The sequence below is a fragment of the Methanobrevibacter oralis genome (genome assembly GCF_001639275.1).
In the GTDB taxonomy this organism is placed as follows: Archaea; Methanobacteriota; Methanobacteria; order Methanobacteriales; family Methanobacteriaceae; genus Methanocatella; species Methanocatella oralis.
The window spans coordinates 1-23,922 of the sequence record NZ_LWMU01000041.1 but is presented as its reverse complement, the minus strand read 5'-3'; the positions used below and the strand labels follow the sequence as shown (position 1 = coordinate 23,922).

Sequence of the window (23,922 nt, the reverse complement as noted above, 5' to 3'; positions counted from 1 at the left end):
TTTGAACTTAAATTAACAAATAATAGTTTAATTCAAAGTAATATTTAAATTATATGTTTAAAAATAAGAATATTGATTTAAAGTTAGGAAATTTACTTCCTAACTACACGCATATTATGGAAGATTATTTAAAATCTTCACAATTAAATTGTTAGGTCAACCTAATATATAAAATTTATAGATACCTAAAAATTTAATCACAAAAAATATAGTTTGTAAAATACACAGAAGCTGCTTTATTAAACATATCCTTCCAATTATCAAACTTTGTATTTTGAGAAATAAATTCATCCCATTTTTCAAGATTAAGATTATCAAAATCCTCTTGATTGTTTATCTCAAATCCAGATGCATCAAATAATTCATCAATACTTGAAAAACGACTATATTCTTTAAGAAATTCTTCATTGAATAATAAATTAAATGGAATCGTATTTTCTCCACTTACTTCTTCGAGTCTTTTAGAAATAGTTTTAATTTTATTTAGAAAATTACTTGCATCAAACTCTGCTTTCATATTAAACTCCTTAGTAACTGTTATAAATTAAATTTGAATTTAGACTTTTAAAAATTTAATGTTTATTACTTATGTGATTAAAAAAATATTACTATACAAATGCTCCCTACATCACTTTATAAACCAATAACAACATATAAATTAATTATTATATAATTAAAGAGGAATAATAAATGATTACCTATGAAGAATTTGAAGAAATTGTAGTTAATATATTAAAAAGAGATATTTCTTCAAATGAAGACCAAAAAAAAGCTATTTCATCACCAGCTAATCAGTCACTATTCATAGTAGCTGGACCCGGATCTGGAAAAACAACCGTGATGGTGCTAAAAATATTAAAATACATTTTTGTAGACGATATTGCTCCTCAAAAAATATTATCAACTACATTTACAAAAAAAGCAGCTAATGAATTATATTCTCGTATATTAGGATGGGGAGATGAAATTAAAAATCATCTTATAGAAAAAATGGAAGGAGAATTTAGTGAAGAAAGCTTTGAAAAAATCGCAAAAATTGAAAGAATAGATTTTAATCAAATTAATGTAGGTACAACAGATAGTGTTTCAGAAGAATTATTAAGAATTCATAAAAAACCAGGAACCAACCAAACATTGGTAATTGAAGAATTTGTTGCTAAATCAGCAATGATGAATATTCTACTTAAAGATGAAAGATACCTTAATGAAGATTTAAAAAAATATCTTAAAGACATAAGTGGTAAAAACAAATTAGAAGAACCCTCTATTATGAGCGAAATCCTCCTTGAAATAAAAAATAGAATGTATTATGATCAGGTGGATTTTTTAGAAATTTATAATAATTGCCATGACAACAAAGGACTTAAATTATCTCTTCAATGCATTAATGAATATGAAAATGAATTAAAAGATAGGAACATTATGGATTTTGCAATGCTTGAAGATAAATTCTTAAAAAAACTTAAAAATCATGAATTAGATGTTTTTCTTGATGACGTGAAAATTATCTTAATTGATGAATACCAAGACACAAATTTAATTCAAGAAGATATCTATTTTACAATAGCAAAATCTGCTTTAAAAGATGGTGGAAGTTTAACAGTGGTTGGAGATGATGATCAATCCCTTTATAGATTTAGAGGAGCTACAGTTGAATTATTTACCGATTTCAAAAAAAGAGCAAAAGATAAATTACAACTTGATGTTGAAGAAATTAACTTAAAAACAAATTATAGATCAACAAAAAACATTATAAATCATTGTAATCAATTTGCAGAACTAGATCAAGAATATCAAAATGCAAGAGTAAATAATAAGCCTAAAATTATAGCACCTGACTTTGCAGATAATGATATGCCCATTTTAGGAATGTTTAGAAACAATCAAGAAATGCTAGCTAATGATTTGTCTAAATTGATTCATAAACTAGTTAATAAAGGAGAAGTAAAACAAAAAGTCCTCCAAGTATTAGATTCGGATTATTTTGAAAAATTGAATGGTAATTTTAGTATTGCTGAATTTCAGATAATAGCTAATGAAAAATCTAGACAAAAAAAAGAAATAGAAAAAATTACACTTAAATTAGATAGAGAATATGGTTCTGCATCAGATATTGCTCTTTTATCTTATTCACCTAAAGAAGTTAAAAATGGAAATAAATCATTTATTTATAACTTAAGAAAAAGGCTTGAAAAGTTTAATATAGATATTTTTAATCCAAAAGGAAGAAATCTTCAAGATATTCCAGAAGTAAGTATTTTTTGTGGATTAATGTTAGAATGTATAGATCCTGAAGCTAAAATTCAAAAAAGTGATAAAACAATTCCAAATACAGCAAAAAGAAATATGTTTCGATGGAGAATGCAAGCACATGAATTTATAAAATCAAATCCCAACCCACAAAAACCAATTACATTAGCAGAATTTATATTATCTTGGCAACTTAGACAACCAAGAGGATATGACAAATGGCCTAATACAACTAGTTTAATGAGATTAGCTTATAAATTAATTACATGGATTGAAATTTTACAAGAAGATGTTGAAGGAATAGTATATTTAGAAGCTATTATGAACTCTATTACTCAAACAGGATTTTTTAACAAATATTCTGCAAATATTTCATTTAAAACAGAAGAAGATGAAAGAAACTCAATTTTAGAAGCTATTTGGAATATTTTCATTCCACTTTCAACCGGAGGAATAACAATTGATGAGGATCTTCTTGAAACACTACCCGAAGATAGATTAAATATAATGTCAATTCACCAATCAAAAGGATTAGAATTTCCATTAGTTATTGTTGATGTTGGTTCAAAATTCAAAAAAAATACCATTAATACACAAAAATTAAGATTTCCAAAAAAATTAGATAGTAATACAACAATTGAAGATAGTATTAGAGCATATAGTGAACTTGGAATATCATCTAGAAGTGAAAAAGACAGGTGCTTTGATGATTTAATACGCCTTTATTTTGTTGCCTTTTCAAGAACGAAAAATGTATTATTATTAGTTGGACTAAATCAAGCTATTGAAGGATATAATAATAAAAATAAACATTATACTATTCCAAATATTGCTCTTGGATGGAGTAGAAATGAAAAGTATCATGGTTTTAAAGAGATTTATTTAATTTAAGGAAGTATTGACATGAAATTATCAACAAGATCAAAATCATATATGATTCCAGAATATAACTTAACTGGAGATTTATTATCATTTTTAACCTGCAATCTTCAATATAGATATCAAAATAAAGGTACATTACCACCTTCAATGCCCGTGCAACTCTGGTTTGGGGAATTTATACACGGAGTGATGGAAGAAGCTTTTTTAAAATGGAAACATGAAAAAATACCATTTCCATGGGACTGGAAAAAAGACATTCGTCCAATTGAAGATATGATTGATTTAAGGTTACAAGTAAGAGGATTATACCCCCCTGAAGAACATTTTTTTACAATTAATCATCCTGATGTAAACATGCAAATCGAAGATCTGGATGAAAGAAACCATAAAAAATTAGCTAGCGCAAGAGCAGAAAAAGCAATTAACATATGGGGACCTCACTTATTCCCTTTAATTGATTCAGCAGAGCTTTTAATCAAAGGTCTACGTGAAATGCCTAATTATGATGAAAATACAAGTAGATCTAATTATTATGGTATTAATGGAGTTATAGATGTATTAAGTTCAATTAAAATAAATAAAACAAAAAAACAAAGTACTTTAGATAATTATAATAATAGAATCCTTGAATTTCTCAAAAAAGACCCTGAATTTCAAAAGAAAATTGACGAGATAAATGAAGAAGATGAATATGAAATAATAATAGATTATAAAGGAATGAAAAGACCTCCTATGAATTATGAAAAAAGTGATAATAAATCTTGGCTTCAACATGAATGGCAAATACAAACCTATTCCTGGCTTAGATCCAAACAAGAAGATTCAAAACCTATTATAGCAGGAGTAATATTTTATTTAAATGAATTAGTTCCTTCAAAAGAAGATTTATTTGCAATTCAACAAGATTTACACACTAACCTAACAGATATTCCAAGAAATGAAAATGAATATAAAAAAGATATTGAATTAATTGAAAATTGGGATGAAGATTTAAAAGTACCTGAGCTATCAGAAAAATTTAAAATTGATAGATCAATTAGAATAATCAATATTAATGAAATAGAACGTGAAAAAGCTTTAAAAGAATTTGATAACGTTGTAGCAAATATTGAAAATTCACTAATTAAAGAAATTAAAGGTTGTAATATACAAGATTCCTGGAAAGCTAATGCTGATGAGAGAACTTGTAATGCATGTGATTTTAAAACTTTTTGTAAAAAACATAAAGCAAAAAACAAAGATTTTAACATTCCTTAAAACAAATAATAAATCAAAGGTGAAAATATGGGCTTAGAAAATAATAAAAAATATTATGAGGTACTTAATAGTAAAGTTAATTTAACATCTAAACCAGTAGCTATTAAACTAATTAATAGCAAGGAGGATGTTCCAGAAGGGATTAGTCTACTTAACGATAAAATAAGACACTGCGAAATGGTTAAAAATGCATCTTTAGGTGAAAAATTCTACACAACTATCGACCAACATTTATGTTTAGGTGGAGCTGGAGCTATTGGTCTTAGAGACATGCCTCCAAAACTAGCTAATGGAGAAAAATATTTGTCATTAGGTAGATTTAAAGATTTAGAAACCGCTAAAAGTCTTACCAAAGAGCTTTCAATTGTTGAAGATAAAAGATGGGGAATAATGTATGCTCCCTTAGATGAAGCTGACTTTGAAGCTGATGTAATCCAAATCATCACTGAACCTGTTAATGGAATGATTTTAGCTCAAAGTATCGTATATTCTTCTGGTACTAAGGTTGAAGCAACTTTTGCAGGTATTCAATCTTTATGTGGTGATACTTTCTCAAAACCATACAATGATAAAAGCATTAACTTTACATTAGGTTGTGATGGTTCTAGAAAAGCTGCCAAAATCCAAGATAATGAAATGATTATTGGAATTAGTAAAGATAAAATTGATGAAGTTATTTTTGGCTTAGAATCAATGTCTTAGATTCATTTTAATAGCTTTAAATAATCATTATAATGATTAATATTTAACAATTCTTTTTCATTTTTTTCTTTTATTCCATAAAAAGTATAATCATCATCAAACATTTTTCTTAAAATTGGATTTAAATTATCGTTTTTGTTTTTTAAATAATTCATTAAATTAATTCTATGACCTACAAAAGGCATTCCTAATCCTTCTGCAGAATCAAGTAAACCATGATTTTGTCTTCTTAAAATAGCTATTGTTTTTGAAGGATTATCTGAATTTTGACTTATTTTAATAAGTTCATTAAATGTATCTGTTGTAACTGTTGGTTGGTCTGCTGTAATGCATAATGCAAATTCATATTTACAATTAGCTAAACCATTAAAAAGAGAAGTTGATAAACCTACATCGTGAGGATTATTTTCTATAAACTTTACAGAATCTTTATAATTATTGAAAACAACTTCTTTTATTTCATCACAATAATGTCCAAGTACCACAATACACTCATCTATATTTGCAGATAATGCATTATCAATTGTTGTCTCTAAAACTGTTTTATCTTTAAAAGGAAGAATAAGTTTATTTTTTAAATCTAAATTTCGAGAAATTAAATCTTTTCTCATTCTGGAATTTTTTCCAGCCGCTGTAATAACACAAGAAATTGACATGAAAATAAAAAAAAAGAGAGATATTACTCATTTGGGAGATATCTCATAATTTTAGCGTAAATAGCCATACCTGAACCAGAACCATCGGTCCACATTTCAATTTGAACAGGAAAATCATGATTATTCGTTACTTTAATATCCCTTGCAGGATTAAAACCAAATAATACAGCATTTTCATCTGTTGACATTCCAGTTGGTAAACTAAAACCTTCTGCAAGAACAACTCCTCTTAAAGCTCTAGCTGGTGGACATACACCATGAGCAGCACTTCCTCCAGGAGCAGTACTGTCTTTAGCAGAACCAAAATCAATGTAATCCCTACCATTACTAGTTGAATTAGGTGGGATTATAGTACCATTCCATGCTTTAACAAATTGTCTTGCATTATATTCTCTTACTGAATCACCATATTGTGGATAAGAACCTAAATAAGTATAGTACATTTCACCATCAGATTTAGTTGTATTTCCCATATACAGAACAATAGGAGTTCCTTCAGGATAAGCTGCAACATAATCTGCTACATCTTCTCCAAATATATATGAAACGTTACCAGAACTAATATCAGATCTTCCATCTGAAAATTCAACTATTCCTTTTTCTAAGGTATAATTAGAACCTTCAACTGCTTCATGATTATACCAATATCTAACATTTGAAGTATTGAAATAATCATTACCAAATTCATAATCTTTAATTTTATCTTCAGGAATAGAATCTACAACAGTACCATTTTCAACAACATCAACACCAGCAGATGTTTTTGTTAAATATTTATACGGAGCACTATATCCCCATACATAAGTTTCTGGTTCTTTAACTGCAAGTTTATCCCCTTCTAAAGTCAAATATCCCGGTCCATCTACATTAACTACATTTCCATATGCATCAATACCTTCACTAGACACAGTAGTAAAATCAAATTGAACAACACCAGTTTCCAAAGTCATGAAAATATCTTTAATGTCTAAAGCCCGAAATTCATGAGATAAAAAGTTTAAATTGCCTAATAATGGAAGTACAATTGGATCTCTTTGACCGAGAATAGAATCTCCTTCAAACATAGATTGACCTATAGGTAAGTCATAAGCATCAGTAATTGATTGTCCTGTATATTTAGTACTGTTAACAAATGAGAATGCAAATAATAGAATGCAAATAAAAAATATTGATAAAAATATCTTAACTGAAGTATTTCGCCATTTACTCATCACGTCACCTTAAAATAGATAATAATAATATTAATTATAATATAACAGAATATATAAAATTTTTGTTAAACTAATACATCATAATTTTTCAGAAATTAGCTTAATTCTCTCTTGAATATCCGTAATAGCTTTTTGACCATTTCCACCAATTAAAATTGCGTCTTCATGAGAATACTCTGCAACAAGTTCAATAATCTCATCAAGAGAATTAACTGTCAAAATTGTACCACCATAACCTAAAGAGTTAATTCTGTATAATGCCACGTCTAAAGTATCATCTAAACCTGGAAACAATACAATAACTTCAGGATTATATTTAACAGCTGCATCTAAAATATCCAATCTATGTTTCTCATTAGCTCTTGGAGTTCCAATAAATATTGCATAAAAATCCATTTCAGATAAAATAGATTCTAAAGCATCAGAATTATCTGTTTTTCCAACATAAACAGAAGCGTTATTAATTTTATACACATCTAAACGACCACGAATAGCCTTAAAATCTGTCAAAGTTTCTCTAATAATTCCTTTAGAAACTTTCAACTCACGAGCAATAGCTGTTGCTAAACCAGCGTTAAGTAAGTTAAACTTACCAACCAATTTAATTTCATCATTATATTCAAAAAAAGGAATTGTTTTAATAGCTGCAGACTTAAAATCACTATTAAAATCTTGATTAAAAGCAGTGAAAATTGTTTTTCCTGAAAAAAACTTAACAAGAGAATCTTTATAATTAGCTATCGTTTTGTGAACATCCATATGATCATTACCAATATTAGTAAGCCCAATCATATCAAAATCAAAACAATAATCACAGAAATTTAAAGTCATATCACAAACTTCAACTAATAAAACATCGTAATCTCCTTCACTAGCTTCTAGAATTAAATCATAATACCCTGAAAAACCTCCACCACCATTTCCACCAACAAGAACCTTCTTACCAGCATTTTCTAAAATACTTTTTAACATATGAACAGTAGTTGTTTTCCCATTAGTTCCAGTAATACCAATAGTAAAAATCTTTTTATGTGAATCTACAACATCACACACTAAATTTCCATCTTTAAGTAATCTATCAGCAAAAGCTCCTCCAAACATACTAGGACTAATAGCTATTGCATCACATTTTTCAATTGCATAAGAATTAGAAAATCCCAAATCAACAGTAAATTTTTCAGATACAATTGAAATACTTTGTTCATCATTTATTAAATCAATTGGTGCAATAGGCAATTCTAAATCAGATAAATCAATATTACTATTTAAATCAGTTGCATAAACTTCCCAACCATGTTTTAGAAAAGATTTAACAGCTTTTTTACCCTCTACTCCCAAACCAATAACTGCAGCTTTCATGAAAAATTATCCCTTAAAATATAATTACATAGTAAATATTCATTTTCAAAATTAATAAATATTATGTAAATAAAATAAATAACAAAAAGGTGAGTTTTATGTTTGAAGAAGATAAAGATGATAAAATTTACAATCTAATCATTAGTAACAGTTACGATGGAAACAAAGAATACCAACAATTTATCGAGAAAGTATACTCTAAAACGGATTTTTTATGGAAAGAATCCATTTCCTCATCCTATTCATTAGCTGGTGAGGAGTTTTATAATAAAGTAGATAGAATCATATTATTATCTGGACTTTATAAAGAAAATAAAGAAACTTTTCATGCCCTTTTAGAAGCTAGTGAAAAATATAAAATCCCAATTGTTTTAGTAAGACCATATGGAGTTGAAGAAGTTCCAGAAATCCTAGAAAACAAAGCAGCGACCATTGTTGGGTGGAACGCTAACTGCATAGTTGATGCTATTAAAAATGCTGATGAAACAATGTAAAAAAAATAATTAATTTCACAAGCTACGAAACACAGTTTCTGAATTTAGTTAACATTACTTTAGGATAATTTATGTAAAGTATTCGCAGAATTAATATAATGGATATAAATGATTAGTAAATTGATATTCACCTCATTTTTTAGAATTAGATAATTCAATAATACCTAATTTTCTTGCAGTCAATTATAAAATTTGAAAGTTAAGTTTTACCTAATCCTCGTTTTCCTGTAATAATAAGATGGATTAAAAAAAATAAAATAAATAACCTAATTTAGGTTATTACTTTAGAAATTCCATTTATTTTTTCAACTTTTATTAAATTATCTGCTGCATTTTCAAGTTGAGATTCATGAGTTACAATAATCATTTGTGGTAGTAATGTCATGTCTTTTAATAAATTAATTAATTCATGTCTTCTTGAACTATCTAAATGAATTGTAGGTTCATCTAGTAAAATAGTATCTAAATCACCTTTTGCCATTGCTTGAGTAATACCTAATCTTAAAGCAAGAGCAATAGCTATTTTCTCACCACCACTAACCATACTAATTGAAGATTCTCCTTCTGGTCCATAAACAATTACATTGTACTCATCATCTAATGTTAAATCAGAATAATTAAAATTAAATTCATTAAAGAATTGTTTAGTGTATTGTTGGATTAAAGGTCTTGAAATATTTCTTAAATCCTTTTGAATACCATTTTTACTATATAATTCCCTAATATGATTTAATAAAAACAAATAATCTGAAATATCATCATATTCTTGTTGGAATTTGTTACTAGTTTCAATTTTTTCTTTTAAATTCTTAACTGTAGCTATTAATTCTCTAGCTCTTCCTTTAATTCCTGAAAGTTCATTGTTAAAGGTTTCTCTGCGTCTTCCATACATTTCAAAACGATAAATCACTTGTTCAAACTTATCACCATCATATGATGATGCATCAATTTTATTTTGAATAATTTCAATCTGATTAAGACAAACCCCAATATCTTCTTTAATAGCATCAAATTGTGAAGTTAAAGAATTTTTATTTTGAACAAAACCTTTAAGCTGATTATATTTTTCTTTTTTATCTTTTAAATCAGTTATACGATTTTGAAGTTCAACCGTGCTAATATCTCCACTTAAATGAGGATCTTGTTCAATAGCTAATTTAATATTTTTAACATGATTATCAATTTCATTTCTAATTTGTTTAAGCTTATATTGTGATTCTGTTTCACTACCTAATACTTCTAAAGCACCCTGAGCTTGGATATATCTCTCATGAGATTCTCTGAAATTTTCACGATTGGTTTTTTGTTTATCAATTAAAATGATAATTTCACCAAGTTTGTTTGTAGTGTATTCCTTAGCTTCAAGACTCTCATCAATATCAGAAAGTTTAACTAAGTCTTTTTCTAAATTACTGAATTTATGTTTGTATTCAATAATATCTTTTGATAAATTTTGAAGTAAGTCTAGTTTTTCATTAAAACTACTTTTATTTTTAGTTAATAAACGTACATTCTCTTCATTTTCAGAAATTAACTTTTTATTATTTTCAATTTCTAATGAATAGCCTTCAATTAATTCAAATTTCTTTTTATCATCAATATCAGACTGACATACAGGACATTTATTCTCTACATCATTCAATTCTTCTAAAGGTTTTTCAGCAGCTTTAATGTTTTGTTTAAAACTAACAATATTCTCATTTTTAGTAATAATATCTTTAGATAAATCTTCTATTTTTGAACTAATTTCATTAATTAAATCATTATTAGCTTCTTCAAGTTGAATAAATTCACTAATTTCAGCCAATATCTCTTGAGATAATCCATTATCTTGTAATTTATCTTTAGATCTTGAAAAAAAGTCTTCAATCTCATTTCTATCATTTTCTATATTTTTAAGGAGACTTTTTTTATCTTGTTCAAGTCTAGTAATAGAAGCTAATTCTTTTTCAAAATTATTTTTTTGATTTGTTAATTTATTAATTTCTTCTTCACATGCTAAATAATTATTATAATCTTCTTTTTTATCAGTAATCATGGATTTTTGTTTAGAAATAGATTTTAAAGTTTCTTCTATATTATCCTCATCTTCTTTTAGTCTTTGAATACTTGTTACAGATTTTTCAAAATCAAGATAAACGTCTAATTTAGAAACATACTTATCTAATCTTGTAATTTCTTCTTCAGCATTTTTAATTTCATCTAAATTCTCTTGAACAACTTTTTTATCCCTTTCTAAAACATTAAGTGTATTTTGTTCGGATTTTAAATTATTCATTTGAGTCTCATAGATTTCTTTTTCTCGTTCCATTGTTCTTTTATCTTCAACAGAACTCTTTAATAATTCATCAACTTCAGATATTTGAGCCTCAAGATTATGCCCTCTATCTTTAAGATCTCTTAATTCTGCATTTTTCAAATTAAGATCTTCAATTAAAGTTTCTGATGAATAAAGCTTACCTTTAAGTTCGGAAAGTTGATTTTCATATGAATTAATAAATTGTAAAAAATTTTTCCAAGATCTTTCTAATGAATCTAAACCTAATAACTTACCTATCAGTTGTTTTTTCTCAGAAGCTGTTTTATCAACTAATTCCGCAATTTCACCTTGTCTTATATAAATTGCGTTTAAAAACAAATCAGAATCAATATCTAAAATCTGTAAAATTTCATTAGATACTTCCTTATCCCCAGTACATATGTGAACAAAGTCTGTTTCAGCAGAAGCTTTTTTATAAATCGATGATTTTAATTTAGACTTGGTTTTACTACGAACAATTTTATACATTCTTGCATTAGATAAAAATTCCAATTCAACACTCATTTCATTTGAATTATTTCTAACTAGATCATCAATTTTTTTAGCTGTGTGCTGTTTAAATAATGCAAAGCTAATAGCTTCTAAAATTGTAGATTTTCCAGCACCATTTTCACCTACAATAACACTGATTCCTTCATCAAAATTGATTGTTTGATTTTTATAGGATTTAAAATTGTTTAACTTTAATTTAGTGAAAATCATTCTAAAACCTCTTTAAATGTTACTTGAACATCTTCTTTTGGTGTATTTTCATCTTCAACAACATTTTCACTTGATCTATAATGTTCATGGAAAAATTGATTGATTAACTCCTCGGATTCATATAATTTATCCTTAGAAAGATACTCATATAAATCAATAGCTAATTTAGTGACATTTTCATTATCAAATTCTTTTAATTTATCTACAATAAGTTCTTTAGGACCTAATGAATCACTTTGAATAATAATATCATCAATATTATCTTCCCCAATCATTTTAAATTCAGGTCTAATCATTAAAGACAAATCACCAAGCTCTTCATTAATTTTTTCATAAACAGAAGCAACATCAGAATCAACATCCTTTATTGTTAAGTTTAAAATAGGTTTTTTATCAAAATCTTTTATTGTTTCTTTAATTCCTTCAATTCCACTTTCTAAATTCTTAAAATCTAGAGATCTATTTATGAATTCCCTTGGAATATCAATTTTAACTCTTTTAATGCGAGGTTTAGCTCCATCTAAATCAACAACAACAAAACCTTTACCTTTTTCTTTATATTCTTTTAATTCATCAGTTTTCCAAATTTCACTAGAACCTGGATAAACTAATTTACCTTCTCCAAAATCATCATTAATATATTTATGAAGATGTCCCAAAGCATAATAATCAAAATTATCAGGAATATCCCCAATTTCTAATTCATAGCTTAAATTGAAATATTTATCAATTCCTTGATGTAAAACTAAAATAGATTTTTTATGATTATCTGCTTTTTTAGATAATTCTGCTAATTTACTTTTTAATGATTTATTCTGAGAAGCCGGATAATATGGTAAACCTGCAATAAATACATCATCATGCATATAATTTGTATTAATAGGACTTATTACTTTTAAACCTAATTTTTTAAAAATAACTTGTGGTGGAATTGCTCCACTACGCATAACCATATCATGATTTCCAGCAATTGCATACATAGGAATACCTGCACCTTTTAACTTAAGCAATCCTTTTTGGAATATTAAAAGTGCAATTGGAGATGGTTTTGCAGATTCAAATAAATCACCACTATGTATTACAAAATCAACCTTTTCTTCAATAATTTTATCTATAACCTTTTCAAATACTTCATAAAAGTCTTTTTCACGTTCAATTAAGCCAAATTGACGATAACCTAAATGAGTATCAGCTAAATGTGCAAATTTCATTATATTTACCTTCAACAATTAGTTTATATAACCAATTTAAACACTTAAAAAAGCATTTAATTGAATAATATTATACTTTAATAAATATTTAATACTTTGCACAAAACTAATAAATAAAGCAAAAAAAAGTTAATTAAGTTTTAAAAAAATGAAATAATTAAGAAATAAAATGTCTATAAAACATTTATTTCTTTTATTAATAAAATCATACTATTAATTTTAAAAATGTCATACAATACTTTCAAACCCTTTTGTAGACAATAATCTTACAAAAGAACCCTCAGGAGTCATTACAATATTTCCTTTAGAATATTCATCTAAAGATGTTTTAATCATGGTGCTTTTTTTATTAGGATCTTTAGCAGCATCAGATAATGCTTTAACTAATACAAGTACTGCATCGGATCTAGACATGTTTCCTTTAACAATGCTCCTATCACCACCATAACCTTGATAAGCATCATTTTCTCTTATGATATCTGTTGCAGTAAGATTAGTTTCAACCCCATCAACTTTAAATGGTCTAATAGAATCTATAATAGCATCTAATCCAACATCATATACAATCACTACAGCATCAGCATGCATTCCAGTATTAGCTTCCACAATTTCTTTTGCATATTGCATACCTTTTTGAGGTCCGTCCCATAGAGAATCATGAAGATACATTGGTCCTTTAAGATTTCCTAAAGCTCCTTTTGTAGGATGAGTCATTCCACCAGGATATATTGGAGTGTAATTTTTTAGAGTTCCATTTTCCAAATGAACCATAAATGCCATGTCCAAACCTCCACCTGGCTGTTCATTTTTATCACTAGCTAAAACTAAAATATTTTTATCACCTAAATCTAAACTAGGACCAGCGAAAAATGTACTAGCTATTACTGCAGCTACACCAATAAGACTCACAATAATGATTGCTATAATAAGTTTTTTCCGTCTATTCATAGTCATATCACGTTCCTAAATTTAAAAATCATATTACTTTTTATATTCTTAATTTTATCCATAATAAATATTTTGTTTTTATCAAAAAAATTTAAGAAAAATAAAATTAAAATCAAAAAAGAAGTAAGAATAGATTATATAAAACTCTTTTTAATAATCATATCCCATGTTCATTAATTCTTCATTTTGTCTTTTAATGTCTTTTTTTTCAGATTCATCATAATCTGAAAGCGTTGAAATAATATCTAAGTCTCCACCCTGTCTACGACCTTTAAACTCATCAATTTTAACAAGAGTTGGAACTCTACTCATTAATCCTAAAACAATAGCTTCACCAACATTTAATGAAGGAAGTTGATTAATTAAATCTTGAGATAAACTCTCACTAGCTGATTGAACATGTCTTTGATCTTCAGGTTCAACTAATCTTAAAATAATCATGTTATTCATTTGAGATAATGCATCATGATCAACTGTTTTTGGAGATTGACTAACTAAACATAATCCTAAACCAAATTTACGTCCTTCCCTTGCAACTCTTTGAATCCACAATTTAGAATTAGTATCTCTTTTATTTGGAGCTAAAATATGAGCTTCTTCAAGAATATAAAATACTGGAAAATCTAATGTTTTATTATTACTACCATGAACTGCATTTTTTCTCATTTGAAGTGAATTTCTCATAATATGACTCACAAGTACACTAGCAACATTTTCATCAGCTTGACTTAAATCTAATACATTTAGATGTCCAATTTTAATAGAACTTAAAATATTTCCCTTATTTGTATCAAATAAATTATCATATTTATCTTTTAAGTCTTCAATTTTGTTTAATACATCAACAATTTTGTTTTTATCGCTTCTTTCATCATCGTTATACCATAAATTTAAAACATCTTCGATAATTTGTAAGAAATTACGAGTGTGTTCAGTTCCTGAGCTAATTATTTCTTTAGCCTTTTTAAAAGCTTTCCTAAAAATTCTTTCTTGAACATAAGCCGAACCTTTAATGTTTGCTAAGTTTTTAATTTCAGAAAAAGACATGTAAATTGGGTTTATCTTTGGTTGAATTATATTAACCAGCCCATTTGGAAAATCTGCATCTCTATATTCACCATGCATATCAAATACAAATACTGGAACATTATATTTAAGTAATTGATCTATTAATACTGAAACTGTATTTGATTTACCTGCACCTGTCATGGCTAATATAGCTAAATGTCTAGATAATATTGGATTTGCTTCAACATTTACTTCAACATCCATTTGATTTACAAGTGTTCCTAATCTTAAAGGATTATTTACCTTGAATATTTCTTTTAGAATTTCATTATCAGCAATTTTAATTGGTGTTCCAGGAGGTACAGGAGTTCTAGGTAATCTTAAATTATCATTAACATCACCTAATAATTTAACTTTACCTCTAATATAATAATCATCACCAATCATTTGTGTCATTTTTTTAATATCATTTACATCATGAACATCAGCATTTAATGCATCATTTCCACGAACCATACTTTCAATCATTCCCAAAACACTTCTTCCATCATAATCAATTAAAACATACTCTCCTACACGAGGCATGTCATTTGAAATAAAAGTTAATTCTGAAAGTGATGTTTCACCAACACATATTCCAATTGTCATAATATCTAACCTAACATTTCCCTATTTGTTTTTTCATTAATTTTAGCAATTTTAATTAGTTCTTTAATATTTCTATCTGTTATAACCACATCATTGTGAGCTTTATTAAGTAAATATGGATAACCATCTGTTGAATACTTCTTAATTTTTTCCACAATAGAATAAACCTCATCACGAGAAGCTTCATATGGAAGTTCTATTTTTAATACACTTTTATTATCTTCTAAACGTGCATAAAATACTGTAAATATTAATTCCTTAAAAAATTTATCATAAACTGGAAAAGTAACGTTAACCTTATTACTAACAGTTAAATAAAGTATTTTAGATGAAATCCCTTGTTTTGTAGTGTATTTATCAAAAATAGCTATATCTGGAATATTGCTCTCAAAAATATCATTAGCAGATGAAGATTTTGAAATAGATATTATTTGTTTTGGATATTCCAATAATTCTTTTAAAACTAATAATCTTTCAAAAGAAGATAAATATAAATCTCTTTCATAAATATTTTTATTAAACGGTTTTAATAAAGGATGTTTTTTGATTTTCATAAAAGATAAACCATCATCTTCCATTTCATGAATTGCCTTTACAAACCTATCTAAAACATCACCAGAAATATCTTCTTTAAAGTTAAAAGGAGATTTAGCCCCTTTAGGATAAGGGTTTAATAAATCTCCATAAATTGAACCATCAATATAATAATAATCAACATTATAATCTCGAATTGCTCTTAGTGAACATTTTAACTCAAAAATAGACATATAATAACTTAGAAGTTCATCAAGAAAAGAAACAGGTTCAATTTGTTCTAAGTCACAATATTCTATTTGTTTAAGTTCATTATCAAAAATTAACGATTCTGCTGCAACTGCATAAAAATTAGAATTTAAAAATTTTTTTTTATTATAACTTCCATCTCCTGCCCCAATAGAAAACTTAGCAGGACTTTCAAAAATTTTTTTATCTTCCCAATAATCTTCAATTGATAATTTAGATTCATTGTTTGGTATAATTTCTTTAATTGTGCCTCTTTTAGCAATTGCTTTAATATATAATGAATTTAACATAAGCACACCTAATAAGACTATGTTTAAAATTAAATAAAAATAAGATGTAAGAGTAGCTGAAAACTACTCTTCTGAGGCTTTTCTAATAGCTTGAGTTAATTCAGATATTTTAGTTTTAACATTATTAGTTTCCTCTACAACAGTACCAGTTACAATAATATCTCCACCAGCACGAGCTGCACTATAAGCTGCCTCAGCATCACGAATTCCTCCACCAACTAAAAGAATCATATCATCAGTAGCTTTTTTTGAATATGCAATCATTTTAGTAGGAATTGCTTTATCTGCACCTGAGCCTGCTTCAAGATAAAAGAATTTCATTCCAAATAACTCACAAGACATTGCATAAATTGAAGGTATTTTAGGTTTATTTCTTGGGACTAATTTAGCATCTCCCACCCAACCAACAGTTCCACCAGGTTCTACAACCATATAACCCATAGGTAAAACTTCAATTCCAGATTTTTTAACAAGTGGTGCTGCTAAAGATTGAGCACCATTAATCCAATAAGGATTTGTAGAATTAACATAGCTCATGAAAAATATTGCATCAGCATATGAACTTACACTATTAATATTTCCTGGGAATAAAATAATTGGAACAGCAATATTATCAGACAATATTTTACAAGTCTTTTCAACATCATCTCCTTCAACAGTAGATCCTCCAATCATAATACCATCAGTACCTCCTTCAATAGCTGCAGTGGCTATTTCTAAAGCTTCTTTTGGTGTTTGTTCATCAGGATCTATTAAAGTAAAATGAATTTTTCTTTCTTTTAAAATATCCTTGATATAATTTTCAACATCATTCATAAGAACAACCTAAAATAAGTTTTATTAAAAATAGTATATTAAATTAATCGTGATAAAAAAATAACCCAAAAACAAATAAAAATAATAAAAAAAAGTAAGAGAATATGATTATCCTCTTGATTCTTTTGCTTTAAATCTTAAACCTTTGTAACCACATTTTCTGCAAGTAGTTGCAGCAGCAGGGTTACGAGCATTACATTTTAAGCAAATTTTTACATTGAACATTCTGTTTTCAGCTTCCTCAAATCTTGCCATAAGTAACTCCTCCCTTTGTAATCATGAAAATAAATTAGAATAAATGTCATAAGATGTACTTATAACTATTAATAAAGTATTTAGTTTTAGTAGTATTTAAAGCTTTAGTTAATTCCTTCGAAAATAAAATAATATGACTCATAGAAAATTAATATAAAATCATTCATGAGATTCCAAAAATTCATTTTGAATTTTAACTACTTCCTCACTTGTATCAGCTTCACTATAGGTTTCTAAAAGATTATGATTAAGTTCTAAAAAGGTATGACCCCATTTAAAACCATCTAATATTTTATGAGCTTCATCTTTAAAACGAGTAATATACAATGTAGCTGAAATAGCTTCAACCGTGGATAAAATACAAGGTTTACCATAATTAACTGGATTAGTAGCTATTAAAAAAGGAAGTGACCTATGATATTTTGATAAAGAAAAGAATTTTTTAGAACTTGAAACTTCATTCCAAGAACAATCAAGCCCTACAATTCCTCGTTTTTCAACAAATTTATAGTCTTCATATGATACAGCCTTTTCTGCATAAGGATTTAATACAATAGACCCTGATGGTATTCTATTTATATCATAAATTAATTTACAATATCCTAACTTTTCCATCTTAATAGAGGTGCATTTTTTTCTATCACATTCATCTGCATGAAAAACTGTAATTCTCATCTTATTCTCCAGTTTCTAAAGCAGAAGTATTTCCAGCCATATATTGATGAACTAAATCCATTTGTTGAGCAAATTGCTCATCAGTTAAACCAAACTGCTCACTAATAGCTGGAACATGTTTACTTTCTTTTAAAGTTATACTCTGAATTAAAGGTTCTGCATAATCCTCATATGCTTCACAAAATGTGTTTAAAGTATAATTAACTTTAGAATTATTCCCAAAAATCATGTAAATCATATATCCTTGTTTTTCACTTTGTGATTCACAGATTATAATATTCATAGATTTACCACTAGTATCTGATGAATTATTAGATGGAACAGCTTGAGTAAAGTAAATATTCCATTCAGTACCATTAAATGTTCTTTTTTCAGGGTTTTTAGCACCTTGTAATTGATAAATTTCCATTAAAGCAGAAGCATTATCGACAGTAGAAATATTATAAGTAATATTATTCTCATGATCTTCATAAGAATGCATAAATTTTTCAGAATCATTTACTAATTTAACATGTCCAGTAAAATTACCTTCCATAAACTCAGTTTTAAATGGAGTAGTGATTCTTTCATCATTTTTTAAAATTCCTGAAGAAAATACTGCTCCTGCAACAATAAGAAGAATAGCAACTAATGCAATTATAATTATATTTTTAGTTTTCATTATGATATCTCCATAATTTATTCAATTATATATTATATTAAAAAGGGTTTAATATAAGTTTAGTTATAGCAACAAAGTATTTTAATTAATAAAAACAAAAAATGGTTTAATAAAATAATTTTAGGTAAATTATGAATAAAAAAAGAAAATATGAAATAATATTAGTAATTCTAATAGCTATTGTTATTTTCAACATTACACTTCTTTTAACAACACATAATGAAGTTACAAAAAGTTATAATGTTACCACGGTTGGATCAAATAATAATGGAACAGTTTATAAAGTTGTAGCTGGAAATACTTCTTCTAATAACACTATTGGAATAATTTTAGGTGTTCATCCAAGAGAACATGAAATTCATGAAGCTATAAATCAAACATTGCATAATATAACTACAAATGAAACCAATAACCTTAATAAAAAGTTTGTAATTTATTATGTTCAAACAAAAGATAATATTACTAGTCGTGATGATACTCGTTTAGCTGGTGAAAAATTAGCTAATAAATTTATTGTACCGAATATTAAAGAAGACAATCCTTTTATTGTTGTTGACGTTCATGAAATAAATCCAACTTATGAGTATTCTTATTTTATATTTAGTCTTTCTAAAAGAACTGATAAAGTAGATTCATATGTAAAAGAGATTTGTAATGATGTAGGTTTAGTTGATTATAAATTTAGTGAAGGTAGTAGCCCTAAAAAAGTCACAAAGCCTATTGCTAAACAAGGAATTAACACATTATTAATGGAAGTTTCTATTGACGATACATATGCTCAAAAATTACAAATTGCAAATAATTTTATTAGATGTTTAGATAAATTAGAACCTTAATTTTAGGTGGTTATTAATGAATAAAGTTCGTGGAATATTAATTGGTAGGATGCAACCTGTACATAAAGGACATATGCAAGTTATTAATAAAATTTTAGAAGAAGTTGATGAAATTATAATTGGAATTGGTAGTGCTCAATTAAGTTATGAACTTAAAAATCCTTTTACTGCAGGTGAACGTGTAATAATGCTTAAAAAAGCATTTGTTGAATCTAATATTGATCCAAGTAGATATTATATTATACCTATGGAAGATATTAATTATAATGCAATATGGCCATCTCATGTTAAAATGATGACTCCTCCATTTTCAGTTGTTTATTCAGGTAATTCCTTAGTTAAACAATTATTTAAGGAAAATGGATTTAATGTTAAAAATCCCCCACTTTATGATAGATTTCATTTATCAGGAACCGAAGTTAGAAAAAGAATGATTGAAAATTCTAACTGGGAAGAATTAGTTCCTAATGCTACTATTAAAGTTATAAATGAGATAAATGGTATTGAAAGATTAAAAAACTTATCAATAAAAGAAATTAGTGATTTAAATAAATAAGTGATTATTATGGTTGTAAAATTAATTGAAGCAAAAGAGGACAAAATAACAATAGCTGATTTAATCGATGATTTAAAAAAAAGTAAAAAAGTTGATTATTCTGGAGCTATTTTTACTTTTGAAGGTATTGTTCGTGGAAAAGAAGAAAACTTTGATTTAGAAAAACTTATACTAACCACACCTAATAAGAAAAAAACATTAAAAGAAATTAAGGAAATTGTTGAAAAAGCAAAAATTAAATTTAATGTTCATGAAATATCTGTTATTCATTATATTGGTGAATTTTACACTGGAGATAGTTTATTTTTAGTAGCTGTTTTAGGATCACATAGAGAAGAAACCCTTGATGCATTAAAAGAAGTTATTGAAAATGTTAAGTACGATGTTGAATTTAAAAAAGAAGAAATTTCTAACCAAGGAAGTAAAACTATTCTTGCAGGAGGATAATTTTGACATTAATTTTTATAATCAAATTATTAATCTTATTTTTAATTGTTTATACACTTGTTAAAAGAATTAAAAAAATCTTTTTAATACTTTTTGCTATTTTAATAGTCTTAATATTACTAGGATATGTTGGAATTTAATTATACCAACACTATCCACATTGATTTATTTTCCAATAATTACCTCAGTTGATTTAATAATAGCTGTAACATCATCTCCTTCAGTTAAACCTAATTTTTCAGCAGATTCTTTTGTAATCATAGCTGTAATTATACCAGGTTCTGTTACTTCAAGTTTAATACTAGCCATTACTGCACCAATCTCAACATTTGTAATTTTACCATTTAATTGATTTCTTGCACTAAGTTCCATTTTATCAATCCTCTTTTAAATAAGTTGACTTATAATTGTGAAATATCTTTATTTCATCAACTTCATTTATTTATTTAAAATCGAATTGTATATAATCCTTTCGTTTTTACATCATTTAAAGAAAATTTAATCGATTACCTAAATTACTTCATATCGAAGAAATTATAAGGGAAAATATTTAAAAAATAATGTCGAATATATAAATTATGAAAATCGAACTAGAATCAATTGGTACTATACATACTCAATTCACAGAAATAGAAGGAATGCCCATTCAACCAACAGGTGCCAAAGGTATTAAAGGAAAAATCGAAATAAAAGAAAAATACAAAGATGGACTAAAAGATCTTGATGGGTTTTCTCATATTCATTTAATTTATTTATTACATGAAGTTGATGGTTATATGCTTGAAGTAAAACCATTTATGGATAATAATACTCATGGAGTCTTTGCAACAAGATCCCCAAAAAGACCAAACCGTATTGGTTCTAGTGTTGTAAAAATAGATAAAATTGAAGATAATATTCTACATATTTCAAATATCGATGTTTTAGATGGGACACCACTTCTTGATATTAAACCATATGTTCCTCAATTATATGAAGATACAATTGATGAATTAAAAATAGGCTGGTTTGAAACAAAACATGAAAAAGCTAAGTCTCAAAAGTCCGATGCTCGATTTAAATAAAAATAATACTCAAAAATAATCAATTATTATTTTGCAAAACAAATATGTTAAATTAACTATTAAAAAATTTACATTAACTTATAAAAATTTATATATTTTTTATTAATTTTTTTAAAATAGATATTTGTTTTAATTAATTTCTTAAAATAAGCTTTTTTATTATAATTGGGATTAAATTTGTTTATTTTATCATTAAAAAAAATATATATAATTTATATATAAATAACAAATTAGATAATATATTATTATAATAACATATCTATTAAATAATAATAAGAGATGATAATATGAAAAATAGAAAAATAATAACCACATTATTAATATTAATGTTAGCTATTATTTCAATTAGTGTTGTTAGTGCAGCTGAAATTAATAGTCCAATAACTGATTCTCAAAATAACATTGGCCAAGTAAACGAAGATATTTTATCAGATCCAAATAATAACACTAATTCTGATGATAACACAACCGATGATGAAAATCCAGCAGAAGATGATAACACAACCGATGATGAAAATTATACTGATGATGAATATGATATTGATGAAAATATTAATAATACATATGATGATTTATTAAACAAAATTACATCTGCAAAAGGTTCAGCAACAGGTAGGGAAATCACAGACACTATTAGTGAAAATGATAATAACCTACCACCAACTGGTAATCCATTAATATTACTATTAGCATTAGTTATAATTGTGGTTCCTACTCTAATTAAACGTGAAAAATAAAGTTTAAACTTTACTTTTCTATTTTTTAAGCTATAAAACTTTTTTTTAAAAATTATCAATTAAAATATATTAACTCAAAATCATTAATCATGCTTGAAATTAATAAATAAAATCATATAATTATAAAGATTCTTAAATTATAATTAATTTCATCATTAAACTAGAAATTAATATAATAAAATCAAAATTAAATAAATTTAAGAAAAATACTTAAAGTTTTTATAAACTAATTTAATAAAAAACTATATATACTTGTAATATATACTATACAATGTAAAAAATATTATACACAGATGTGATATGTTATGAAATATAATAGATTTACAAGAATATTAGGAATATTCATTATTTTATTGTTTTTTTTAACTATAATTGGAAATGTATCTGCTATTGATCAAGTCAACACAAATTATGATGAATCCCAAGATTCTAATACAATAGATACTGATATTGATTGGATAGATGAAAATAATGAATCATATGATTATGAATATGATTTTAATGATTTAGATATAGATTTATACTCACAAGATACAGAATCCGAAGAAAATGATACAAGTAATGAAATAGATGAATACTCATTAAATGAAGTAGACTATGAAAATGAAGAAAACTATGATGAAGATGATGAAAATTATACTGATGATGAAGACGATGATTCTGAATTAGATAAATATGATAACGAAACTGATGATTTTGAAAATGAAAGTGATGAATATTTCGAAAAATGGTCTTCCTATACTTCAGCAAAAACATCATGTTCCAATTGTAACTTTGATTATGACTACTTTAATAATTTAAATAAAAATCATTCTAACATTGATATTTATTTAAATTCATATCCTAGTGAAAATCAAGACTTTAATGTAACTGAATCTAATAAAGTAAACAATAATAACACTACTGTTGTTAAACAAACAGAACCAAACTTTATTTACTCAATTATTTCCATGTTGATTAGTTTAATCTTATCAATATAAGAAATATTCTTTTTTTCTTTTTTAAAGCACAAAATAACTTTTTTTAAGGGGTTTGTCAATAAATCCATTTTTTCTTAATTTTTCTTGTTTTTAAATTTTAACTAGATATTTTTTCTCTATTTTGTTTTTTCTCAATTATTAATCTTTATTTTTTATTTTCAACGAATTCATATT

General features: G+C 26.2%; 24 protein-coding genes. 10 read left to right on the top strand and 14 right to left on the bottom strand.

The genetic code is table 11. The features are described 5' to 3' along the window. Positions 1–193: 193 nt before the first annotated feature. Positions 194–517 carry a hypothetical protein gene (locus MBORA_RS01040; protein ID WP_042692618.1) on the bottom strand — a complete coding sequence of 108 codons (324 nt, stop codon included), beginning with the start codon at positions 515–517 and terminating at the stop codon, positions 194–196. A 173-nt stretch (positions 518–690) separates the two neighbouring features. On the opposite strand from MBORA_RS01040, the gene MBORA_RS01035 reads away from it, so the two are divergent. From MBORA_RS01035 to MBORA_RS01025, 3 genes are read left to right on the top strand one after another with little or no spacing between them, the layout of a single operon-like run. Next, positions 691–3,141 carry a DEAD/DEAH box helicase gene (locus MBORA_RS01035; RefSeq protein WP_063720111.1) on the top strand — a complete coding sequence of 817 codons (2,451 nt, stop codon included), beginning with the start codon at positions 691–693 and terminating at the stop codon, positions 3,139–3,141. 12 nt (positions 3,142–3,153) lie between these two features. Next, positions 3,154–4,389 (top strand): PD-(D/E)XK nuclease family protein, encoded by a 1,236-nt coding sequence (locus MBORA_RS01030; RefSeq protein WP_063720110.1) that lies wholly within the window; start codon positions 3,154–3,156, stop codon positions 4,387–4,389. Positions 4,390–4,416: 27 nt separating this feature from the next. Beyond that, positions 4,417–5,091 carry a DUF169 domain-containing protein gene (locus tag MBORA_RS01025; protein ID WP_042692621.1) on the top strand — a complete coding sequence of 225 codons (675 nt, stop codon included), beginning with the start codon at positions 4,417–4,419 and terminating at the stop codon, positions 5,089–5,091. A gap of 2 nt (positions 5,092–5,093) precedes the next feature. On the opposite strand, the gene MBORA_RS01020 is transcribed toward MBORA_RS01025, so the two are convergent. From MBORA_RS01020 to MBORA_RS01010, 3 genes are all read right to left on the bottom strand, one after another. Next, the gene (locus tag MBORA_RS01020; RefSeq protein ID WP_063720109.1) at positions 5,094–5,747 is read right to left on the bottom strand and encodes a nucleotidyltransferase family protein; all 654 of its coding nucleotides are present in this window, start codon (positions 5,745–5,747) and stop codon (positions 5,094–5,096) included. A gap of 23 nt (positions 5,748–5,770) precedes the next feature. Further along, entirely contained in the window at positions 5,771–6,958 is a 1,188-nt protein-coding gene (locus tag MBORA_RS01015) for a hypothetical protein (RefSeq protein WP_042692624.1), read from the bottom strand. A gap of 78 nt (positions 6,959–7,036) precedes the next feature. Then, the gene (locus MBORA_RS01010) at positions 7,037–8,317 is read right to left on the bottom strand and encodes a Mur ligase family protein (protein ID WP_042692626.1); all 1,281 of its coding nucleotides are present in this window, start codon (positions 8,315–8,317) and stop codon (positions 7,037–7,039) included. 98 nt (positions 8,318–8,415) lie between these two features. Between MBORA_RS01010 and MBORA_RS01005 the strand changes: the two genes are divergently transcribed. Beyond that, positions 8,416–8,811 carry a hypothetical protein gene (locus MBORA_RS01005; protein WP_042692628.1) on the top strand — a complete coding sequence of 132 codons (396 nt, stop codon included), beginning with the start codon at positions 8,416–8,418 and terminating at the stop codon, positions 8,809–8,811. A 271-nt stretch (positions 8,812–9,082) separates the two neighbouring features. Here the strand turns inward: MBORA_RS01005 and MBORA_RS01000 are convergent, their stop codons facing one another. From MBORA_RS01000 to MBORA_RS00960, 9 genes are all read right to left on the bottom strand, one after another. Then, on the bottom strand, positions 9,083–11,833 hold the full coding sequence (locus MBORA_RS01000; RefSeq protein ID WP_063720108.1) for an AAA family ATPase: 2,751 nt from the start codon (positions 11,831–11,833) through the stop codon (positions 9,083–9,085). Beyond that, complete coding sequence (locus MBORA_RS00995) at positions 11,830–13,044, bottom strand: metallophosphoesterase family protein (protein ID WP_042692631.1); 1,215 nt, start codon at positions 13,042–13,044, stop codon at positions 11,830–11,832. The genes MBORA_RS01000 and MBORA_RS00995 overlap by 4 nt, the downstream gene beginning before the upstream one ends. A gap of 228 nt (positions 13,045–13,272) precedes the next feature. Continuing rightward, a complete protein-coding gene (locus MBORA_RS00990) occupies positions 13,273–13,992 on the bottom strand; it encodes a DUF4012 domain-containing protein (protein ID WP_042692633.1) in 720 nt (239 codons plus the stop codon). 150 nt (positions 13,993–14,142) lie between these two features. After that, entirely contained in the window at positions 14,143–15,648 is a 1,506-nt protein-coding gene (locus MBORA_RS00985) for a helicase HerA-like domain-containing protein (protein WP_063720107.1), read from the bottom strand. A 5-nt stretch (positions 15,649–15,653) separates the two neighbouring features. Next, positions 15,654–16,721, bottom strand: coding sequence for a DNA double-strand break repair nuclease NurA (locus MBORA_RS00980; protein WP_063720106.1), 1,068 nt, complete (start codon positions 16,719–16,721; stop codon positions 15,654–15,656). Between the two features lie 63 nt (positions 16,722–16,784). Continuing rightward, the gene (locus MBORA_RS00975) at positions 16,785–17,537 is read right to left on the bottom strand and encodes a phosphoglycerol geranylgeranyltransferase (protein WP_042692637.1); all 753 of its coding nucleotides are present in this window, start codon (positions 17,535–17,537) and stop codon (positions 16,785–16,787) included. A gap of 108 nt (positions 17,538–17,645) precedes the next feature. Then, positions 17,646–17,792: a 50S ribosomal protein L40e gene (locus tag MBORA_RS00970; protein ID WP_042692640.1), complete on the bottom strand. Its 147-nt coding sequence runs from the start codon at positions 17,790–17,792 to the stop codon at positions 17,646–17,648. A gap of 159 nt (positions 17,793–17,951) precedes the next feature. Next, entirely contained in the window at positions 17,952–18,467 is a 516-nt protein-coding gene (locus MBORA_RS00965) for a DUF367 family protein (RefSeq protein ID WP_042692643.1), read from the bottom strand. A gap of 1 nt (position 18,468) precedes the next feature. Then, complete coding sequence (locus MBORA_RS00960) at positions 18,469–19,128, bottom strand: hypothetical protein (RefSeq protein WP_042692645.1); 660 nt, start codon at positions 19,126–19,128, stop codon at positions 18,469–18,471. A gap of 131 nt (positions 19,129–19,259) precedes the next feature. Between MBORA_RS00960 and MBORA_RS00955 the strand changes: the two genes are divergently transcribed. The 3 genes from MBORA_RS00955 to MBORA_RS00945 are packed head-to-tail and all read left to right on the top strand — an operon-like array spanning position 19,260 to position 20,967. Then, entirely contained in the window at positions 19,260–19,964 is a 705-nt protein-coding gene (locus MBORA_RS00955; protein ID WP_042692649.1) for a hypothetical protein, read from the top strand. A 16-nt stretch (positions 19,965–19,980) separates the two neighbouring features. After that, positions 19,981–20,520: a nicotinamide-nucleotide adenylyltransferase gene (locus MBORA_RS00950; protein ID WP_042692653.1), complete on the top strand. Its 540-nt coding sequence runs from the start codon at positions 19,981–19,983 to the stop codon at positions 20,518–20,520. Positions 20,521–20,529: 9 nt separating this feature from the next. Then, positions 20,530–20,967, top strand: a complete 438-nt coding sequence (locus tag MBORA_RS00945; protein WP_063720105.1) for a molybdenum cofactor biosynthesis protein MoaE — start codon at positions 20,530–20,532, stop codon at positions 20,965–20,967. Positions 20,968–21,132: 165 nt separating this feature from the next. On the opposite strand, the gene MBORA_RS00940 is transcribed toward MBORA_RS00945, so the two are convergent. After that, positions 21,133–21,339, bottom strand: coding sequence for a TOBE domain-containing protein (locus tag MBORA_RS00940; RefSeq protein ID WP_042692658.1), 207 nt, complete (start codon positions 21,337–21,339; stop codon positions 21,133–21,135). Between the two features lie 206 nt (positions 21,340–21,545). On the opposite strand from MBORA_RS00940, the gene tsaA reads away from it, so the two are divergent. The 3 genes from tsaA (at position 21,546) to MBORA_RS00925 (ending at position 23,748) form a co-directional block, all read left to right on the top strand. Then, positions 21,546–22,031: a tRNA (N6-threonylcarbamoyladenosine(37)-N6)-methyltransferase TrmO gene (gene tsaA, locus MBORA_RS00935; protein ID WP_042692660.1), complete on the top strand. Its 486-nt coding sequence runs from the start codon at positions 21,546–21,548 to the stop codon at positions 22,029–22,031. A gap of 287 nt (positions 22,032–22,318) precedes the next feature. After that, a complete protein-coding gene (locus MBORA_RS00930) occupies positions 22,319–22,768 on the top strand; it encodes a hypothetical protein (RefSeq protein ID WP_042692663.1) in 450 nt (149 codons plus the stop codon). 305 nt (positions 22,769–23,073) lie between these two features. After that, positions 23,074–23,748 carry a hypothetical protein gene (locus MBORA_RS00925; RefSeq protein WP_063720104.1) on the top strand — a complete coding sequence of 225 codons (675 nt, stop codon included), beginning with the start codon at positions 23,074–23,076 and terminating at the stop codon, positions 23,746–23,748. The last annotated feature ends 174 nt before the right edge of the window (positions 23,749–23,922 follow it).

Coding starts and splice junctions, on each gene's coding strand:
- MBORA_RS01040 (WP_042692618.1), bottom strand. CDS start 517: ATGAAAGCAGAGTTTGATGCAAGTAATTTTCTAAATAAAATTAAAACT.
- MBORA_RS01035 (WP_063720111.1), top strand. CDS start 691: ATGATTACCTATGAAGAATTTGAAGAAATTGTAGTTAATATATTAAAA.
- MBORA_RS01030 (WP_063720110.1), top strand. CDS start 3,154: ATGAAATTATCAACAAGATCAAAATCATATATGATTCCAGAATATAAC.
- MBORA_RS01025 (WP_042692621.1), top strand. CDS start 4,417: ATGGGCTTAGAAAATAATAAAAAATATTATGAGGTACTTAATAGTAAA.
- MBORA_RS01020 (WP_063720109.1), bottom strand. CDS start 5,747: ATGTCAATTTCTTGTGTTATTACAGCGGCTGGAAAAAATTCCAGAATG.
- MBORA_RS01015 (WP_042692624.1), bottom strand. CDS start 6,958: ATGAGTAAATGGCGAAATACTTCAGTTAAGATATTTTTATCAATATTT.
- MBORA_RS01010 (WP_042692626.1), bottom strand. CDS start 8,317: ATGAAAGCTGCAGTTATTGGTTTGGGAGTAGAGGGTAAAAAAGCTGTT.
- MBORA_RS01005 (WP_042692628.1), top strand. CDS start 8,416: ATGTTTGAAGAAGATAAAGATGATAAAATTTACAATCTAATCATTAGT.
- MBORA_RS01000 (WP_063720108.1), bottom strand. CDS start 11,833: ATGATTTTCACTAAATTAAAGTTAAACAATTTTAAATCCTATAAAAAT.
- MBORA_RS00995 (WP_042692631.1), bottom strand. CDS start 13,044: ATGAAATTTGCACATTTAGCTGATACTCATTTAGGTTATCGTCAATTT.
- MBORA_RS00990 (WP_042692633.1), bottom strand. CDS start 13,992: ATGAATAGACGGAAAAAACTTATTATAGCAATCATTATTGTGAGTCTT.
- MBORA_RS00985 (WP_063720107.1), bottom strand. CDS start 15,648: ATGACAATTGGAATATGTGTTGGTGAAACATCACTTTCAGAATTAACT.
- MBORA_RS00980 (WP_063720106.1), bottom strand. CDS start 16,721: ATGTTAAATTCATTATATATTAAAGCAATTGCTAAAAGAGGCACAATT.
- MBORA_RS00975 (WP_042692637.1), bottom strand. CDS start 17,537: ATGAATGATGTTGAAAATTATATCAAGGATATTTTAAAAGAAAGAAAA.
- MBORA_RS00970 (WP_042692640.1), bottom strand. CDS start 17,792: ATGGCAAGATTTGAGGAAGCTGAAAACAGAATGTTCAATGTAAAAATT.
- MBORA_RS00965 (WP_042692643.1), bottom strand. CDS start 18,467: ATGAGAATTACAGTTTTTCATGCAGATGAATGTGATAGAAAAAAATGC.
- MBORA_RS00960 (WP_042692645.1), bottom strand. CDS start 19,128: ATGAAAACTAAAAATATAATTATAATTGCATTAGTTGCTATTCTTCTT.
- MBORA_RS00955 (WP_042692649.1), top strand. CDS start 19,260: ATGAATAAAAAAAGAAAATATGAAATAATATTAGTAATTCTAATAGCT.
- MBORA_RS00950 (WP_042692653.1), top strand. CDS start 19,981: ATGAATAAAGTTCGTGGAATATTAATTGGTAGGATGCAACCTGTACAT.
- MBORA_RS00945 (WP_063720105.1), top strand. CDS start 20,530: ATGGTTGTAAAATTAATTGAAGCAAAAGAGGACAAAATAACAATAGCT.
- MBORA_RS00940 (WP_042692658.1), bottom strand. CDS start 21,339: ATGGAACTTAGTGCAAGAAATCAATTAAATGGTAAAATTACAAATGTT.
- tsaA (WP_042692660.1), top strand. CDS start 21,546: ATGAAAATCGAACTAGAATCAATTGGTACTATACATACTCAATTCACA.
- MBORA_RS00930 (WP_042692663.1), top strand. CDS start 22,319: ATGAAAAATAGAAAAATAATAACCACATTATTAATATTAATGTTAGCT.
- MBORA_RS00925 (WP_063720104.1), top strand. CDS start 23,074: ATGAAATATAATAGATTTACAAGAATATTAGGAATATTCATTATTTTA.